General features: G+C 44.8%; 14 protein-coding genes and 1 pseudogene. 10 read left to right on the top strand and 5 right to left on the bottom strand.

All coding sequences use genetic code 11. The annotated features are described in order from the left end of the window. Nucleotides 1-394 precede the first annotated feature (394 nt). A complete protein-coding gene (locus tag QUB16_RS29350; protein WP_333321624.1) occupies nucleotides 395-1,213 on the top strand; it encodes an ion transporter in 819 nt (272 codons plus the stop codon). 18 nt (nucleotides 1,214-1,231) lie between these two features. On the opposite strand, the gene QUB16_RS29355 is transcribed toward QUB16_RS29350, so the two are convergent. Both QUB16_RS29355 and QUB16_RS29360 read right to left on the bottom strand, forming a co-directional pair. Then, nucleotides 1,232-2,200, bottom strand: a complete 969-nt coding sequence (locus QUB16_RS29355) for a TIGR03885 family FMN-dependent LLM class oxidoreductase (protein ID WP_333321625.1) — start codon at nucleotides 2,198-2,200, stop codon at nucleotides 1,232-1,234. A gap of 306 nt (nucleotides 2,201-2,506) precedes the next feature. Further along, complete coding sequence (locus QUB16_RS29360) at nucleotides 2,507-3,358, bottom strand: DUF1206 domain-containing protein (protein ID WP_333321627.1); 852 nt, start codon at nucleotides 3,356-3,358, stop codon at nucleotides 2,507-2,509. Nucleotides 3,359-4,343: 985 nt separating this feature from the next. Here QUB16_RS29360 and QUB16_RS29365 point away from each other — a divergent pair. Together QUB16_RS29365 and QUB16_RS29370 are read left to right on the top strand one after the other, a co-directional pair. Next, nucleotides 4,344-4,919, top strand: a complete 576-nt coding sequence (locus QUB16_RS29365; protein WP_333289664.1) for a DUF3611 family protein — start codon at nucleotides 4,344-4,346, stop codon at nucleotides 4,917-4,919. A 430-nt stretch (nucleotides 4,920-5,349) separates the two neighbouring features. After that, nucleotides 5,350-6,981 carry an alpha-amylase family protein gene (locus QUB16_RS29370; protein ID WP_333321629.1) on the top strand — a complete coding sequence of 544 codons (1,632 nt, stop codon included), beginning with the start codon at nucleotides 5,350-5,352 and terminating at the stop codon, nucleotides 6,979-6,981. 23 nt (nucleotides 6,982-7,004) lie between these two features. Here the strand turns inward: QUB16_RS29370 and QUB16_RS29375 are convergent, their stop codons facing one another. Together QUB16_RS29375 and QUB16_RS29380 are read right to left on the bottom strand one after the other, a co-directional pair. Further along, nucleotides 7,005-7,970: an S-layer homology domain-containing protein gene (locus tag QUB16_RS29375; protein ID WP_333321631.1), complete on the bottom strand. Its 966-nt coding sequence runs from the start codon at nucleotides 7,968-7,970 to the stop codon at nucleotides 7,005-7,007. Nucleotides 7,971-8,020: 50 nt separating this feature from the next. Next, nucleotides 8,021-8,941: a DUF2382 domain-containing protein gene (locus QUB16_RS29380; RefSeq protein ID WP_333321632.1), complete on the bottom strand. Its 921-nt coding sequence runs from the start codon at nucleotides 8,939-8,941 to the stop codon at nucleotides 8,021-8,023. A 496-nt stretch (nucleotides 8,942-9,437) separates the two neighbouring features. Here QUB16_RS29380 and QUB16_RS29385 point away from each other — a divergent pair, with 496 nt between their 5' ends. The 6 genes from QUB16_RS29385 (at nucleotide 9,438) to QUB16_RS29410 (ending at nucleotide 14,946) form a co-directional block, all read left to right on the top strand. Further along, nucleotides 9,438-10,049 carry a hypothetical protein gene (locus QUB16_RS29385; protein WP_333321634.1) on the top strand — a complete coding sequence of 204 codons (612 nt, stop codon included), beginning with the start codon at nucleotides 9,438-9,440 and terminating at the stop codon, nucleotides 10,047-10,049. A gap of 155 nt (nucleotides 10,050-10,204) precedes the next feature. Continuing rightward, complete coding sequence (locus QUB16_RS29390) at nucleotides 10,205-10,543, top strand: SH3 domain-containing protein (RefSeq protein WP_333321636.1); 339 nt, start codon at nucleotides 10,205-10,207, stop codon at nucleotides 10,541-10,543. 14 nt (nucleotides 10,544-10,557) lie between these two features. Beyond that, entirely contained in the window at nucleotides 10,558-11,679 is a 1,122-nt protein-coding gene (locus QUB16_RS29395; RefSeq protein ID WP_333321638.1) for a hypothetical protein, read from the top strand. Between the two features lie 170 nt (nucleotides 11,680-11,849). Next, the gene (locus tag QUB16_RS29400; RefSeq protein WP_333321640.1) at nucleotides 11,850-12,854 is read left to right on the top strand and encodes a mechanosensitive ion channel family protein; all 1,005 of its coding nucleotides are present in this window, start codon (nucleotides 11,850-11,852) and stop codon (nucleotides 12,852-12,854) included. Beyond that, complete coding sequence (locus QUB16_RS29405) at nucleotides 12,851-14,176, top strand: DUF2254 domain-containing protein (protein ID WP_333321642.1); 1,326 nt, start codon at nucleotides 12,851-12,853, stop codon at nucleotides 14,174-14,176. The genes QUB16_RS29400 and QUB16_RS29405 overlap by 4 nt, the downstream gene beginning before the upstream one ends. Nucleotides 14,177-14,193: 17 nt before the next feature. Beyond that, nucleotides 14,194-14,946: a hypothetical protein gene (locus QUB16_RS29410; RefSeq protein ID WP_333321644.1), complete on the top strand. Its 753-nt coding sequence runs from the start codon at nucleotides 14,194-14,196 to the stop codon at nucleotides 14,944-14,946. Between the two features lie 178 nt (nucleotides 14,947-15,124). Here the strand turns inward: QUB16_RS29410 and QUB16_RS29415 are convergent. Then, nucleotides 15,125-15,383 (bottom strand): annotated as a pseudogene (locus QUB16_RS29415) (transposase); the annotation flags it as partial. Between the two features lie 259 nt (nucleotides 15,384-15,642). Between QUB16_RS29415 and QUB16_RS29420 the strand changes: the two are divergent. After that, the gene (locus QUB16_RS29420; RefSeq protein ID WP_333321646.1) at nucleotides 15,643-18,069 is read left to right on the top strand and encodes a bifunctional serine/threonine-protein kinase/ABC transporter substrate-binding protein; all 2,427 of its coding nucleotides are present in this window, start codon (nucleotides 15,643-15,645) and stop codon (nucleotides 18,067-18,069) included. Nucleotides 18,070-18,237: the final 168 nt, after the last annotated feature.

Raw genomic sequence — 18,237 nt, forward strand, 5'->3', positions numbered from 1 at the left:
GAATGAATTTAAGGATCGCGAATTAAATAACTTACAATTTTAATTGTTATTGTGGGATGGGCGTCCCGCCCGTCCCACAAAATTGTGGAAGTTATTTAATTCTCATTCCTAACAAGGGTTTGTAGTTAGTTGCGCTGTCTTCGACCACATGAGCTGGGTCAGCTAAAAAGCTGGCAAGATACTTTGTTTTTAGGATGGTTGGGTCCTATCGGTGGGGCAGCGATTTTCTATGCCATGCTGGCGCTACGTAAAACGGGATTAGAGTCAGCTTGGGTCATTAGTAGCCTAATTATTTGCGCGTCAATAATCGCCCACGGCTTTACTGCTGTGCCGTGGGCTAAAGCTTATGCTAAAATGCAGCGTAAAAGACAACTTCTAATGATTTGGTAGGTAGATGAAGACCCCGAACCAGGCAGAAAAACAAGCCATAGAACAAGAGCAAAACGAGATTTTGCAACAGCTAGAAGATTGGCTGGAAGCTCCCATGCTGGTGCTGGCATTTGTGTGGCTAGCCCTATTTATTATTGAATTAATTTGGGGGTTAAATCCACTGCTAGAAGTCGTTAGCACTACTATTTGGATTATCTTTATTGCAGATTTTCTAGTTAAATTTGCCTTGGCTCCCCGCAAAATTTCCTATATCAAAAGCCATTGGATAACGGCTTTTTCTCTGCTGTTGCCAGCTTTGCGTACCTTTCGGATTGTACGAGTTGTGCGAGCATTCAAAACAGCACGGGCTGTGCGAAGTTTGCAGTTGTTGCGAGTTATGACTGGTACGAATCGAGGGATGCGGGCATTAGCTGCGAGTGTTAGCCGTCGCGGATTTGGCTATGTCGTAGGACTAACGATAATTATTACCTTGGTAGGTGCAGCAGGGATGTATGCTTTTGAAAAAGAAGTCGCCGATGGTTCCTCCGGGTTAAATAATTACGGCACAGCGTTATGGTGGACGGCAATGCTGATGATGACAATGGGTTCGGAATATTGGCCCAAAACGCCAGAAGGTCGCATACTTTGCCTTGTTCTGGCACTCTATGCGTTTGCGGTTTTTGGTTATGTAACTGCGACCATCGCCACATTTTTTATTGGTCGCGATGCAGAGGATGACGAAGCAGAATTAGCAGGAGCGAAATCAATGGCAGCACTTCAAACTGAAATTGCTGCCTTGCGGGCTGAGATTCAGCAATTATTGAATCAGAATTCAAAGTCTTGAATTAGGTAGATGCCAAGATCAAGTTTTGGTCAGCGCTGGCACTACTTTTTCGCCAAACACCTCAATAAACTGCTCTTGTTCTCGGTTAACGTTGTGCAAAATTAGTTGATCGAACCCCAATTCAATATCTTTTTGCAACCACTCAATATGCTGCTCTTGGTCTGCCGAGATGCGGACGTGTTGATATAACTCCTCTGGTTGCACAAACTCCCCGGCGGCATCAAATCGATCGGGTGTTATCAGTTCTGTCAGCATTTTACTTTTGAAGATGTTACTACGCCATTGATGATGAGCGCCTTGTAGTGCTTTCTCTGCATTACTGTCATAGGAAAGCTGCACTTTCAAAATCATTGGTTTCCCTTCTCCACCACCGCGACGAAACGCATCGACGACTTTTTTTAACTGTTCGGGTGGGCGAGAAGTAGTAATTAATCCATCTGCCCAACTGCCCAACCATTCTGCGGTTTCTGGGGTAACTGCGGCGCCGATAATTAATGGGAGAATTTCCGGGCGGGTATAGAGTTTTGCATCTTCTACGCACACTAAACCGCGATGGGTGACGGTTTCTCCTGCCCAAAGGGCGCGGATAATATCGACACATTCTTTGAGGCGCGCGTTGCGATCGCTCTTAGTAGGCCACTTATCCCCAGTAATATGTTCGTTCAACGCTTGACCGCTGCCAACCGTAAGCCAAAAACGATTGGGAAACATTTCTGCCAACGTTGCCGCAGCTTGGGCAATAATAGCCGGATGATACCGCTGTCCGGGAGCGCAAACAACTCGATAGGAAAGCCTCGGCGTTGCTTGCATTGCTGCACCCAACCAAGACCAAGCAAAACCACTTTGTCCTTGCGCTTCACTCCAAGGATGAAAGTGATCGGAAGAAAGGGCATGGGTAAAGCCAGCTTGTTCTGCAATTTGGACATATTTCAGCAGTTCGCTGGGCTTAAACTGTTCGTGCGAAGCATGATAACCAATTTGTGCCATAAGTTTTTAGGAGTTTTGAGTTGAGTAGGGGCGGTGCCAAGAGTGCCCGCCCTGAGTTTTGAGTAGGGGCGGTGCCAAGAGTGCTCGCCCTGAGTTTTGAGTAGGGGCGGTGCCAAGAGTGCTCGCCCTGAGTTTTGAGTAGGGGCGGTGCCAAGAGTGCCCGCCCTGAGTTTTGAGTTAAAATATCCCGACTTAAAAGCAGGTGATTTTATCAGGACGCCTAGTAAAAGTTTTGAGTTTTGAGTTGGATAAGTTCTTAATTCAAAAAACTTGTTGTACTCAAAACTCTCTGTATAACGCGCCAGTTTACGATCGCAAAATTTTCCGATAGCGAGCTTGAATTACCGAGTAGATGCCATAGGCAATTAAACCCAAAGGTACTAGGCCCAAAATCACTGGACTAAAAGGCTGTTGTCCCAGAATTGCCAACACCTCGCCCAATCCCTTCGTTTGACTGGCATCTGATAGCTTGGCTGCTTGAATTAAGAAAATACCGATTATAACGAAAACAATCCCACGGGCCGCAATTCCGAATCGACCCAAGCGTATCGCCCAAGTTTGCTCGGCTTGGCTCATTTCATCTAGCTTGAAATGGCGGCGAAATTTGGCTTTATATGCTTCGTAGAAATAAGAAAATCCTACGCCAATAACAATTGATCCTGCCAATCCTACTAGCCATTGTCCAAACGGTTGCGCTAAAATTTGGGCTGTCAAATCTTCGGTTGTATTGCTCTTACCACCGCCCGAACCCATTATCAGTTTTACAGCCGTTAAAGCCAAACCTGCGTATCCTAAAGCACTTAAGGCGTAGCCAATGCGTTGGGCAATTCGCTTGGCATCCAATTTGTCTCCTTGGTGTTCTGGGTCGAGAATTGTCTGAACGATACGCCAAAGGGCATAACCAATAAGGCCAATCGTTACCAGAAATAGCAGAAATTTACCGAAGGGTTGGTTAACAATTTCTGATAATGCACCGCTAGTATCGGTTGTCCTGCCGCCCATACTAAAGGCTGCTTGTGCTGCTAAAAAACCGACAATAAAGTAAACTAAGCCTTTGGAAGCATATCCCAATCTTGCCAGTCGCTCAAACCACACATGAGAAGCTGCCTGTCCGATTGACTGTTTAATGCTGTCGGTGGGTGAGTTGGGCTGTTTCATATTTTTTGACAATTTAGTTGTTCACGACTGCTGCCATAGGCAATAGTGCATTCTTTTCCAGTTAACTGAGTTCTTAAACAGATAATTTATGTTATTATTTCTTAAGTTAAAGATTAGCTTGTTTAGAAAATTTTTAAATCTGTCTTGAGCGGGAGTGTCATCGGTTGATTGAGTAAGAAATTTCACATTTATTGGGCTTGACAAATATAGCTTTAGGGGCTATAAGATGGCTTGCCTGATGGAGGAGTCTGCCAGCGGTATAGTAGATTTTTGATGAAAACTTCTTTAACCGAAGTTTGAATAACAATTAGAATTGGCGACGCTAAAAAGAATGTCAAAAAAAAATCCGAAGGCTATCAAGAGCTAAGGTGTAAACGGAAAGCAAAAATACCTGCTTTTCCATAATGATATATCTGACAAATCTGCAATAACGGCCCTAACTAGCTTATGGACGTTGCAAGAATAGATGCGCCCCGGTGCGGGAGTTGGGAATCCAGCATCTATCGCCAATAGTGCGATCGCACTTAACTCAAAGCTCTATCATAAATTTTTCCTCAATCATCCTCCATCAGGGGGATATTTTCTTATGGCATCAGACAGATGGCAAGATTGGGCTAGTTAGATTAAATAGAGATAGAAGCAAGATTTTGAAATGGTGAACAGAAACAATAGACGTTTTGGCTAAGTCGATTTTTAAGACTCTAAATTCCCATTGTCGCAAGAAGTTGATTGTTCAGAACCGGGAGGATTTTAGGAAAATCAAATCAACCACAACGGCAGTTTCTGTGTTGAGTTCAACCTTTTTGTTACCGGAAATTGCCGAATTCGGTTCCCAAACATCCGGCATCCTGTCCTGCCCTTAACTGACTTTTCAGGAAAACTCTAATAGCTAACCACAAGGCGATCGCTTGCGACAGGAAGACAAGCAGAACCTATTTCTTACGTCGTTTGCTTTGACGATCAATTCAGCAATAAGGTGTATATAATGAATCAACTGAATCAACCAGAATCCTTGTCGCAACCCTTGACCCAAAGCGAATTCGTCGCAACTTTTCGCTTGTTCAGTAGATTTAGCTTCTGGATACAGTTATTCTTGGGTGCTGTTTCCGGCATTGTTTTATTATTTGCTATGTTGGGTCGCAACATGAGCGAACAAGCCAATAATGCAGGTATTGGTTTCGGGGTATTTTTAGCAATAATTGGCCTATTATTGCTGTGCTTTAGAATTTTTTGGGATTTTCGCTATAGGCTTTTAGGCCGACTTTTGCACGCCGAAAATTCCCAGGTATATCCCAGCAAAGAGCATATTACTCACACCTTACGGATTGGATTAGTTTCTAGTTTGGTGGGGGTATTAATCGCGTTTGTCGCTTCTGAAGAAACAGTTGCTGTAGTGCTAGCGAAAACTCTTAGTCAGCCCCAAGCGATGGCAGCTTATGCGCCAGAAAATGTGATTCGTTCCCTAGATATTTTTGTGACGATGGCAAACGTCAATCTGATTGGCGCTCACTTTTTTGGAGCTGTTACTTCTCTTGGGTTACTCAATTGGGTAGAAGATTAGTTGGCAGCATGGGCGATCGCTAAAGGCAAACACAACTTCTAGGTCGTTAGGATTGACAAGGGCTGACCGATTTAACTAAGGTTGGTGGCGAAAGCACTGTCTTGGCGAAAAAGAGCGAAGACAGTGCAGCTACAAGCTAAACAAGGTGGCTCTTGGGGTGAACATCTAATCGGAAATAGCGATCGCTCCTGCTAATGGTAGTCAGCCCGATCAACCTTTTTTTTATTTAAAAAACGTAACTTATTTATTATCTTGATAGATATTTCATCTACCTTTATATTGATAGATTTCTAATGGGGACAAACAAAACTTAGGCTCATATTGCGAAAGATGAGCTATATTCGTGGCATTCAGCTTCCTAAACGATCCAGTGACCGGGTTTCTGAACAAAGCCATGTTACACCGTTTCTCTATTAAGAAATTTACTGCAATGAAAGACCTCTGGTATAAAAACGCAATTGTCTACTCCCTCGATGTTGAAACCTTCATGGACTCGGACGGCGATGGTGTCGGCGACTTTCAGGGACTTATCAACCGCCTAGACTATTTATCAGGACTAGGAATTACTTGTTTGTGGTTGCTGCCGTTTTATCCTTCCCCTAACCGGGACAATGGCTACGACGTGATGGATTACTACAACATTGACCCGCGACTGGGAACCCTGGGAGATTTTGTCGAGTTCATGCACCAAGCAAGGGAACGAGGAATTCGCGTGCTGATCGATCTGGTAGTAAATCATACGTCCAATCAACATCCTTGGTTTCTTGCAGCTAAAAGCGATAAAAACTCCAAGTATCGCAATTACTACGTCTGGTCAGAAAATCCACCCAAAACCGATCCAGAACAACTGATATTTCCCGATGTCGAGGACAGTATTTGGGAGTACGACGAACAAGCAAAAGCTTACTATTTGCATCACTTCTATAAAGAACAGCCAGATTTGAATATTGCCAATCCGGCGGTACGAGAAGAAATCTGCAAAATTATGGGTTTCTGGCTAGAACTGGGCGTGTCGGGATTTCGCATTGATGCTGTTCCCTTTTTAATTAAGGGGATTGGCATCGAAGGTGCAGACCCCGAAAGCCTGCGAGGTTTCTTGGAAGAAATGAGAGAGTTTGTGTCATCGCGTCAGGGTCATGCTGTGTTGCTGGCAGAAGCAAATGTCGATCGCGAGCAAATTCCTGTCTACTTTGCTAAGGGCGACAGAATGCACATTCTGTTCAACTTTTTGCTGAACCAGCATCTGTTTTTGGCCCTGGCGCGTCAAGAATCCACAGCATTGCGCGATGGACTAAAAACCTTACCGGATATTCCTCCTATTTGTCAGTGGCTTAATTTTGTGCGCCACCATGATGAACTGACGCTAGATCGCATTACTTCATCGGAACGAGAGGAAATTTTTGCAGCGTTTGCCCCTGAGAAAACTATGCAAATTTTCGGCCGCGGGATTCGTCGTCGCTTACCACCGATGATGGGAGGTGACCGCCGCCGGATTGAACTTGTCTACAGTTTGCTGTTTACTCTGCCTGGTACACCCATGCTGCGCTATGGCGAAGAAATTGGCATGGGCGATGACCTTTCGCTGGAAGGTCGAGACAGCGTTCGCACGGTGATGCAATGGTCAGATGCAGCGAATGGTGGCTTCTCGACGGCTGCAACTGATACTCTTGCCAGACCTGCGATCGCGATCGGAGAATACGGTTACAAAAAGGTCAATGTCGCCGCAGCGCAGCGCGATCGTGATTCATTAATTAACTGGATGGATCGTGCAATCCGCATCCGCAAGCAATGTCCTGAGTTGGGTATGGGGAAGTGGCACATTCTCGAAACCGACTCTCCCTCGGTTTTAGCCCACTGCTGCGACTGGGAAGGCAGGAGGGTGATTGCTGTCCACAATCTAGCCGACAAGCCTTGTACCGCGACGCTCAAATCTAACGAATACACCCCTCTGTTCGATTTATTTGGCGATCGGCTGTATGAATCTCTCGATGCCGACTCGCCATCTATTCCCTTAGAACCCTACGGCTATCGCTGGTTTCGAGTCAATCGAATCCAGGAGTAAAAAAGTTAATGTTGAGGAGACAACTAGCGACGTGGGCTCGTAGGAATGTACTTAGCACTATCCTTGTCGGGAAGCGGTTCTATCTGACCTTGATTGACCAAAGCTTGATGAATTAGGGCAGTAGCACTACCCCGACTGAGCAACTCGTTCGGATTAAGAACTCTCGGATCTGGATAGTTGACCACTATCTTTGCCTTTGTAGCTGCTGCCACTGGCTCAACCGCATATTTAGGAAGTTTCCCGGCATCTTTATAGTACGAATTGAGAAAATCTAATGCCGAATTTTTAGCAGGGGCAGTTGCAGCTTTTGTCGTTGTTGGTGGAACAGCCTTAGCCGGTTGAGATGCGGGCGCAGCCGCAGGCTGCAGCCTTGCCACTACAGGTAATAACGGCTGCATCAAAACAGTCGCTGCGAGGGGAAATGCCAAACGGTTCCTAGCAATTCGACGTTGATTTACTGGAGTTGGCTTTGCTGGAGTTGCAGTCGCTCGATCGGTTTTGACAACAGGGGGATTGTAATCCATATTTAAACCCCTCATTAACACAACTAATGCTTGTGCTTTAGTCAAGGGCTGCTTCGGACGAAACTCCTTTCCGGGAAAATCATTCATAAATCCCGTTTCATAAGCTTCTTTAATCGGAGTTTCTGCCCAGTAGTTTTTAGGCACATCCTTAAAGTAACTTCCGCTGGGTATCTTTCTAACGCTTGCTCGATTAAAAGCTTGGCGGATCATCGCCGAAAATTCATCCCGATCCACAACCTGTTTTGGTCTAAAAGTTCCGTTTACATATCCGGTAACAATCTCTTTTTCAGCTAAGGAATCAATAAACGGACGCGCCCAGTAATTCGGCGGTACATCAGGAAATTTCGACTTAGCTTGTTGAGCAGCAACTTCCTGGGAACTTAGCACAAAGCCAGTGCCACTGACACTAATGGCTAAAGCTAAAAAGGCTACGCTGATTGACGGTAAATACCTGCGAGTAGACATGATAAATTTCCTCCTGATTTTTGCATTTTTAACGAGACTATTTGGCTGATTTAAAGCGGATTACTTTTTTTCCGATCCGATTCCCATTCTTTTTTTACCTCTAACTCTTCGCGACGTACTGTGTCTGTTGCCTCAACCGTATCTTGCTCAACCTCTTTTCGGACTTGCACTTCCTCGCGCACGAACGCTTGCTTTTGGATATCCACACTTTCTTCGTAGATATCAAAATGTACCATTTCTTCTTGCTTGAAGGCGGTATCTGGAGTTACTCGACTCCCTGCATATTCTGGAGTAGTGCGCTCAATCACAACTCGCTCTTTTTCTACAGGAAGCTGCAGTTGTACCGTTTTGGTTTCAACTTGCTTGCCAATTATTACCTCGCCTGTTTTGCGACGGGTTTTATCTGCAACTAATCGTTCTTCGTACAGTTTGAGTTTTTGATGATCCTGTTCGTTCATCTGATACAATTGGGGCTCTTTATCGTAAGTATAGGTATCCCGGTCATAAGCAGGATTACTAGCTTGAGGCGAGACAGCATGCCGTGTAGAAACTCGAACAGGTGCTTCTAAAGGTAATGATGCTTCTACGGGTGCAGACCCTTCTACTGTTGCAGTCCGATAAATACCCCGCACTTGTTCTTCATAAGCGTAATCAACTGCCATCCCATGCTCATACCTGGGTAGTTTTTCCACTTGGTCTTTACTCCGCAAATTTGTAGCGTAAACACGCCGCCCATTAAAATCAATGCGACAAAGAGCGATGGGAAGTAAAACTTTTTTGTCAACAATCCAAGAACCAGTCTCTACCACAAAATAGCGGAAACGTCCTGTCTCATCTACCAGCACAGTATCGATCGTGCCAATTTTATCGTAGGTACTTCCGCCATACACATCCAGCCCTTTGATATCGTCCTCCTCAAAAGCTGCTTGGCGGTAGTTGGGATTAAAATCCTCAATTTTGTAAAGTAACATTGTTGTTTTCTGTACCTATGTACATCAAGCTTTGCACCTACTTTAGATAGATATCAGTTCTAATACTTCCTTCTTATGAAGGATTCAGCCAATTGAAAATCATCAATAGAGCGATTTTTTTTTAGATTTTTCTATCTTTAGGTAGATGAATTGAGCTCTACCGTACTGAACGTGATAAATTTATCTAATTATTCGTAGGCTGGGTTGAGTCAATTTACAACTTTTATGCCAAAAGCTCTCACAAGGATTTCTCAGGTTTTATTATCACCTCAACTACGCGAGCTCCTACAAAATTAAGGACATTTCTAACTAGCTGCTGGGGTTTTTTCTGAATGAGATTTCGATTTATGAGCGAAATTACTACTTTCGATCGTTAAAATCATAAAATAAGAAAATATTATGCCCGTCGGTAGATATTCTAGTAATACTTATTAAGTAAAATTAAATTACCATCAAGGGAAAAAAACTCACAACGTAACGCAAGGGTTAATCTTTTATGACTTATCCAGATCGATCGGGCAATCCACTCACTGAGCCTACAATCGTCAATCCGCTGGTGGATTACCACGACCAAGTGAGGTGGGGGCCAATTTTGGCAGGAATTGCGATCGCTCTGGGTACTCAACTAATTTTAAGCGCTTTGGCAATGGCGATCGGATTAAGCGCGGGTGCAACAGGCGCGGATGCAGGTTCCGTTGGTTTTGGGGTCGTAATTTGGTCGATTATCAGTTTGCTGATTTCCCTATTTTTGGGCGGTTGGGTAATGGCTCAAAGCTGCGGGCCGATGACCAAGAAAACAGCTTTTTTGAATGCAGCAATTCTTTGGGGAGCTACATTAGCACTTAGTGCTTGGTTATTAGGAAGCGGGATATCGGGTGCTGTTGGCGCTGCGGCTGCTAATGCTGGAGAAATTGCCAATCAAGTACAACAACAGGGCGGCGTTAATATACCCAATCAAGCGCCGAATGTAGACCCAAATCAAGTTCGCGATATAGCTGGTAATACAGCTAAAGCTGTTTGGTCATTTCTACTTGGCTCTTTGCTGAGTTTGGCAGCGGCAATGATTGGTGCTGCTCTTGGCGCTCGCAAACCTCGCGTTTATGCTTGATTAGGGATGATAAAACCTGACAATTCAACAAGCACAGCAGCGAGTCGAATTATTTTATACCGTTGGGATGATGATTCATCCTTTCTTGGAGAAGATGAACGAGCTAAAAACCTTTTCTAAGGTTTTGGCCTAGAGATTTAAAAGAAGATAAAGCGATGCAACAGCAGAGGATCTGGCAAAAATATACAACGTTAACAAGTTCGATATTGTTAACGCCAACGGTTTTAGTTGCTCCCTCGTTCGCCGCTGATACAAATCAAACACAGATTCAAGGTGAATCTTTACTAGCGCAAGTACCGGATAGCTGTCGCCAGGTTATTGCGAGGAATGGTGTTAATGTTCGGCGACAACCGACGGCTAACAGCGAAGCGGTTGGCATCATTGATTCCGCACGAAATGTGACGATTCAAAATCTTGGTGAGAATGGCTGGGTGCCGATTACAGTGCCTTTGAGAGGCTACGTCCAAGCGGGAAACCTGGCGTGTTGTAGTTAATTGAAAAAACAGTGATGGATGACCAATCAAACCTAAAAAAAGAAACTAATTCACAGCAAAAACCTGGTTTGTTAAATTTCATTGCCGAGACAACAGAATCTGCACTGAATACAGGCAAAGCGGTTTTTGACACAGCAGTTGATTGGGGGCAAGCTGCTGCTAAACAAACTTATCGATTGATTGGACAAGCGACGCAAGGAACCGGAGATGCGGTAACTTATGTGGGCAATCTTCCCTTTGTTAAACAAGTGGCGGGGGTACTCAGGCTTGATTGGTTAGTTGGGGTTAGCGATCGCATTGACTTAGCCAAAGCCGAAGCTCAAGTCAAGCAACTCCAACAAAAGTATCCCAATGAATATCCCAGCGAAATTGCCCATCGCATTATGGTGGAAAAAGCGATCCACGCCGGTGGTGTCGGATTTGCTAGCAGCATTTTACCCGGTGTCGCGGCTGCACTGCTGGCGATCGATTTAGCCGCGACTACTGCAATTCAAACCGAAATGGTTTATGAAATTGCCGCCGCCTATGGGATGGATTTGCAACAGCCAGCCCGAAAAGGCGAGGTTTTGGCAATTTTTGGGTTAGCGCTAGGCGGTAGCAACGCAATGAGAGCTGGTTTGGGCTTTTTACGCAACGTACCGCTGGCTGGCGCGATGATTGGTGCGAGTACGAATGCTACGATGCTGTACGCGCTGGGATATGCGGCGCGCGAGTTTTACGAAGCCAAACTGAGGGAAGATACTGAAGAACCTGGAACCGAAACATTGCAAGCGATTCAGCAACAAAGCGAGAAATATCTCGATCGGGCGATCGCGCAGCAAGCAGTGATGGATCAAATTATGGTTCACATGATTTTGGCAAGTTATCCCAACAAAAACTGGGAAGATATTCTGCCAGAATTGAAGGCATTGCAATTAAATGCCGATTCTCTCAAAAGGATTGCTGCTAACATCAAGTCCCCCAAACCATTGGGTGCATTGTTAGAGCAACTTAACCCCGACTTTGCAGTACCGCTATTAGCTCAATGCCGTCGCATTGCCGAAAATAGCGGAGAGGTTTCCGAAGCAGAACAGAGGGTGCTGGATGCGATCGCACAAAAACTCAACGGTCAAGATGTGGCTTCGATATCCACTTGAAAAAAATTGTTGGTGCGTTAGCTTTCTGCGTAACGAACCATCCCCAATATTTACTGTGGCTGTGTAAGTCCTAAATTAGCCTCACGTTACAGTAATTTACCGCCTTAAGATAGAGTTTGACATGGCTAATTTTAATACAATCAATAACCACTGATGCAAGAGGAAGTTTTATGAAAGCAGAAATATCCGGAGTCTGGGACAAGATTGAGAGCATGATCGATGGCTTCATTGTCCTGCTGCCTAATATGATACTAGCGTTAGTTGTTTTTGGAATCTTTTTCTTTGTTGGGAGGTCAATTAAGATATCGGTCAGGCGGCTTACCCGCAACCACCGCCAATCCCGGAATTTGGGACTGGTGTTGGGAAGGTTAGCGCAGGGTATTACTGTTTTGGTTGGTCTGTTTATTGCCTTGTCGATTATAATTCCCACATTTAAAGCAGGCGATTTGGTGCAACTGCTGGGAATTAGCGGGGTAGCGATTGGTTTTGCCTTTCGCGATATCTTACAAAACTTCCTAGCTGGTATCCTAATTCTTTTGACTGAACCGTTCCAAATCGATGACCAGATTGTGTTTAAAAACTTTGAGGGAACCGTAGAAAATATTGAAACTCGCGCTACAACAATCCGAACCTATGATGGTCGCCGGATTGTAATTCCCAATGCGGAATTGTTCACCAATTCTGTTACTGTTAATACCGCCTTTGATAAACGCCGGATGGAATACGACGTTGGTATCGGCTACGGCGACGATCTTCACCGAGCCAAGCAGTTAATGATGGAAGCCATGCACAGTGTGGATGAGGTTTTGAAGGACCCTTCTCCTGACGTGCTGCTGATGGAACTTGCAGGAAGTAGCGTCAATATCCGCGCTCGATGGTGGATTGCTCCGCCGCGACGAATGGACGATCTGCGATCGCGCGACAAGGTACTTTCTGCGATTAAGGAAAAGCTGAGTGCCAATGGCATCGACTTGCCCTTTCCTACGCAGCAAATTTTGTTTCACGATCAAACCGAAGAGACGGATGGCGATCGCAAACGTCAACGCGAAGGATGGCCCGCTGGTAATGGCGAAGTTCCCAAACCCCGCAGCATCAGCGGTTCTCTGCAAAAACTAATTGAACTGCGATCGCAACCTGACGGCAACGGACAATCTTCACGCCACCCCAACTCATGAAAAATGTCAAATTAAGCAAAATTTGGGACTCGCTGCACTCTAGCTACTGGTTTATCCCAACGTTGATGGCGGTGGGATCGATGATTTTAGCGATCGCAATGCTGACACTTGACCGCACGGGTAATATACCAAACTGGAGGTGGATTTACACGGGTGGAGCCGATGGTGCGCGAGCGGTTCTTTCATCGGTTGCCGGTTCAATGATCAGCGTTGTTGCTACAGCTTTTTCTATTACTATTGTGGCGCTTCAGTTGGCGAGCTCCAATTTTGGGCCCCGATTGCTGCGTAGTTTTATGCAGGATACGGGCAATCAAATCGTGCTTGGCACTTTCATTGGCACGTTTATTTACTGTTTGCTCGTACTGCGAACCATTCATGCAGAAGGAGAAGGATACAGTCTCTTTGTACCCCAACTCTCGGTTACAGTTGGTACCGGATTGGCAATTGCCAGTATCGGCGTACTGATTTACTTTATCCATCACGCATCAACCATTATTCAAGCGTCCCATGTAATTACTCAGGTTAGTGGCGATTTAGACAAAGCTCTAGATCGTCTATTTCCCGAAAAAATCGGAGAAGGTAAAGCGAACAACTCGCGACAAGTGGGAGAACTTCCTGCAAATTTTGACTCAGAAGCAAGTCCAATCAAAGCCACTGGTGAGGGTTATTTGCAAGCAATCGATGACGACGAATTAATGAAAATTGCCCGTCAGTACAATCTGCTTCTACGTCTTAAAACTCGACCGGGAAAGTTTATCGTCAAGGGCAGCGATGTAGCGATGGTTTTCCCGGAAAAAGGGGTGAATCAACGCCTGAGCCAACAGATTAACGATGCTTTTATTCTGGGCAAAGAACGGACGGAATATCAAGATGTAGAATTTCCCATCGATCAGTTAGTTGAAATTGCCTTGCGTGCGATTTCTCCTGCTGTCAACGATCCGTTTACTGCGATTCGGTGTATCGATCGACTCAGCGCCGGATTATCCCGCCTCGCTCAAAGGGATTTTCCCTCGCCGTATCGCTACGACGATGAACAGAATTTGCGCGTCATTGTTGAAGGAGTGACATTTGAAGGGTTAGTCGATGCTGCATTTAACCAAATTCGCCAGTACAGTAAATCAGATGTGGCGGTAACAATTCGCTTATTGGAAGCTATAGCTTGCATCGCCACTTACACCCGCAATTCCAAACAACGAGAAGCTTTACGCCGTCACGCGGATATGATTTTAAATAGTAGCCTCGAACAAATATCTCAGGAGCAAGACCAGAAAGATGTGCAAGAGCGGTATCACCAAGTCCTTAAAGCTTTAAAACAGGATTAATTTGGTTGAGCAGAATTATGGTAATAACAGCAGCTTTACGATCGCCTCCTAATACTTTAGCTCTAACCGCGCTGATTGCCATTGGTTTAGCGCTGACACATTTATTTTGCGGCAAGTTGCGGTTTGCTCCTATTCCTCGCAGTGGCTGGCTTTCAGCGGCGGGTGGGGTTTCGGTAGCTTATGTTTTTGTGCATATTTTACCGGAATTAAATCTGCACCAAGCGGTATTAGAGCAAGTAGAAGCAGGAGTTATTTCCTATCTAGAACACCACGTTTATTTAATAGCTTTGTTAGGATTGACTGTATTTTACGGCTTGGAGCAAATTGCAAATTTATCTCGTCAGCGTGGCGAAGAGGATGTGACCAGTCCTGGTGTTTTTTGGTTGCACATAGGCTCTTTTTCAATCTACAACGCTCTGATTGGCTATCTGCTGGTGCATCGGGAAGAACCGGGCATTACCAATCTCCTGTTGTTTTCTTGTGCAATGGCCCTGCACTTTGCAGTGAACGACTCTGGTTTGCGGGAACACCACAAACATATTTATGACCGCATCGGACGCTGGATACTAGCAGCAGCTATTATTCTGGGGTGGGTGTTGGGTAGCGCTACTGAAATTGGAAAAACTGCGATCGCAGTTTTATTTGCTTTTTTAGCCGGAGGAATTGTTCTCAACGTCCTCAAAGAAGAATTGCCAGAAGAACGAGAAAGTCGGTTTTGGGCATTTGCTCTTGGTGCTGGAATTTACAGCGCTCTTTTATTGGCTTTGTAGAGGAATCCAATAAAGCCAAAACGTTCGAGTTTAAAAGCCTTAGAAGGAGCAAATCGTTCTTTCAGACGCAGTTTAAAATTAGCGGGATGATTTTTCCTAGCACTGCTACCAACTGCGGCGGTATTAACAGTCTTAACTTTAGTCGAAGTTCTGAGCGTAGTTTAAATGCTTAACAGCTTACATCTAGTGGCAGACTTTTTACTCCATCATATAAATGTGTAGTTACTAAGACTACCCAGTTATCAGTTGTGGTGATTTCACGCCATATATTGTCTGCCAACTCTTGCAGTTAAAGAGCCACTTTTTAGCCATTACCTGAGTCATCTATGATGAGGGTGAAGCCCGTTTTTTGGGATTTGTGGGTAAAAACATCGTCTCTCGCGACGACACCATTTATCGAAGCATGGGAACATGGTGGTGGGAGTTGTTTCCTTTATGAGAGTTTTTCGACGTGAAAGCGCCAACTACACTACAATGGATTTTACAATAAAAGGCACTAATTTTTTGTTTAAGTCCCTATAACTTATATCTTGCACCATTCTCAAGTAGCCTTTTAGGAACAGGCTTTCCGGCCTGTTCCACAAGAAAATTTATCTTTTGTGGAACGGGCCGGAGAGCCCGTTCTTGAGAATGGTGCAAGATGTGAGTATAATCAACATTAAAGACCGCAGCCTGTCAAGAGGTGTTGGAAGATTTATGTGTGTCAACTTAGGGCATATCCTGCATGAAAGCTACGAAATTATCGCTTTGTTGGGACAGGGAGGGTTTGCTAGAACCTACACGGCTGCACAAATAAACAAACCTAATAATCCTCTGTGCGTTGTTAAGGAAATTCCTTTTCCCCCATCGAACGATCCGCGCGTCTTGGAGAGGGCAAGGAAGCGATTTGAAAGGGAGGCTAGCGCTTTGCGCCGTCTCGGCAAAAACTCGCGCATTCCCGAATTATTCGATAGCTTTGAAGAAAACGATTATTTTTACTTAGTTCAAGAATACGTTAAAGGACATCAGCTCAGTAAAGAACTCACTGCAGGCGATCGGTGGAATGAGCAAAATACCGTTGCTTTGTTGCGGGAAGTTCTGGAAATATTAACATCTGTCCACAAAGAAAATATTATTCACCGCGATATTACACCTTCTAACTTAATTCGGCGCCAAACAAATCAACAAATTGTTTTAATAGATTTTGGGGCGGTCAAAGAAATCAGCACTTTTACCTCTAACTCTACTGGTGAAATATTAACATCGCAGGCGATCGGCACTAGGGGTTATATGCCTGCTGAACAATACAATCCGCAGTCTACCCCGCAACCCTACAATGATATTTATGCAGTAGGAATAATCGCGATTCAAGCCCTCACCGGGCAGCTTCCCACCAATCTGCCACAAGACCCCCATACTTGCGAAATTATCTGGGATTACTCGACGCCCGATCGCCCTGCGGTAAAAGTTAGCGACAAGCTTAAAAATATTTTAACTAAGATGGTGCGTTTCCACTTTCAAGACCGCTACCAATCTGTTGAGGAAGTTTTGCAAGACTTGGATTTGTCGATCGTCCCAGGGCCCCAGGTACCCAAAACTTCGCGGAAGTTGCGATCGGGCTGGCGCTGGCTGCTGTTCGGCGTGGCGGGAATTGCGGCTTTTGGGGCGATCGTATTTTTAATCCCCAGAATTTCCCCGCTAATCCCCAGAATTTCCCAGCAACCAACGCTGGCTACACCCCCCGCCGATGGTGTAAGTTCCGGCAAAAAACTCCTAGTGCAAACCTCCGCCCTGTGGTCAAAACAAAGGGGAATCAATGAGTTTGCCGACTCAAATTATCCCGAAGCTTTAAAATTGCTCAAACAGTCCTGGCGGGAAGACCGCAGAGATCCAGAAACTTTAATTTACATCAACAATGCTCTGCTGAAGGCAATAAATGCAGAATATTACACGATCGCAATTGTTGTTCCTATCCGTCGAAATCAGGACGGCAGCATCCTCAACGCAAATTTAGCAGAAGAACTGCTCCGTGGCATTGCTCAAGCTCAAACCGAAGTTAATTTAGGTCTTCTGGCTGCAAATGAGAACAATAAAGATTTTCCCGGTCAACGCTTTCTCGAACCAAAAGCTATTAAAGGAAAAGGTCTCAAAGTCATCATTGCTGATGATGGCAATATCAAATCCTACGCCGTTCAAAGGGCTAATTCTCTGGTCGCTCAGCCCGATATTCTAGCAGTCATCGGACACTATACTAGCGACATGACTGTTGAAACAGTAGATATTTACAATCAAAATAAACTCGTAGCCATTTCTCCGGGAAGCACAACAGAAGAACTGACGCGAAAACCTCGAAAATTTTTCTTTCGGACGGCTCCGACAACTAGCATAGAAGCTGAATCTTTAGTAAATCAACTGCTAGGGGTCGGCGAGAAAAAAGTTGCAGTATTTTACAATCCCAACAGTCCGTTTAGCGCTTCTTTGTGGGAAGAATTTAAAGAGCAATTTGAAGCCCAAGGAGGCTCAACTTTTAGAATTAGGAATTATTACGATTTATCTAAAAATAATTTAGACGCCGAAGCAGCAATTAAAGAAGTTGAGAAAGCCGGAAAAACAGCCTTACTTGTCATTCCCGACGGTCAAGTCACTAATTCCCTGGAAAATGCGATCGCAATGATTAAAGCTAATGGCGATCGCAATTGGATTGTCGGGCCCTGGACTCTGTACGAGCCGAGAACGTTAGAAGTAGGAAAAGAGCTAAAGTCTGTTGAAAAACTGGGCATATCTGTGTTTTGGCATCCGTTAATAAGTTTTGACAAAAAATTTCCCCAAAACGCTGAAAAATTGTGGGGCGGCCCGGTCAATACTCGATCGGCTTTAACCTACGATGCCGCCCGGACACTGATTAAAGCCCTAGAAATGCAGCCAGAACCCAGCCGTGAAGGAATGCAAAAAACTTTAGCCGATCCCAACTTTAAAGCCGAGGGAGCTACGGGTATAATAGAGTTTGACTCAAAGACTGGAAACCGGAAAAATCCTCCTAAACGAGTGGCGCATATTGTACCGTGTTCTAGAGAACAGTTTGGAGTTACATTTGTGCCGATCGAATTTCCCACAGCCGCAGCCGCAGGTTTAAAGTGCGATTGAATTGATATCTTGTGGCATTTTCCACAAACCTTACAATAAAATTTACTCTTTGTGGAAGAGGCATCTTGCCTGTTGTTAAGAATGATGCAATTTTAAAGTGCGATTGAATTGATATCTTGTGGCATTTTCCACAAACCTTACAATAAAATTTACTCTTTGTGGAAGAGG

It is taken from the genome of Microcoleus sp. D3_18a_C4 (assembly GCF_036702415.1).
Classification (GTDB): Bacteria; Cyanobacteriota; Cyanobacteriia; order Cyanobacteriales; family Microcoleaceae; genus Microcoleus.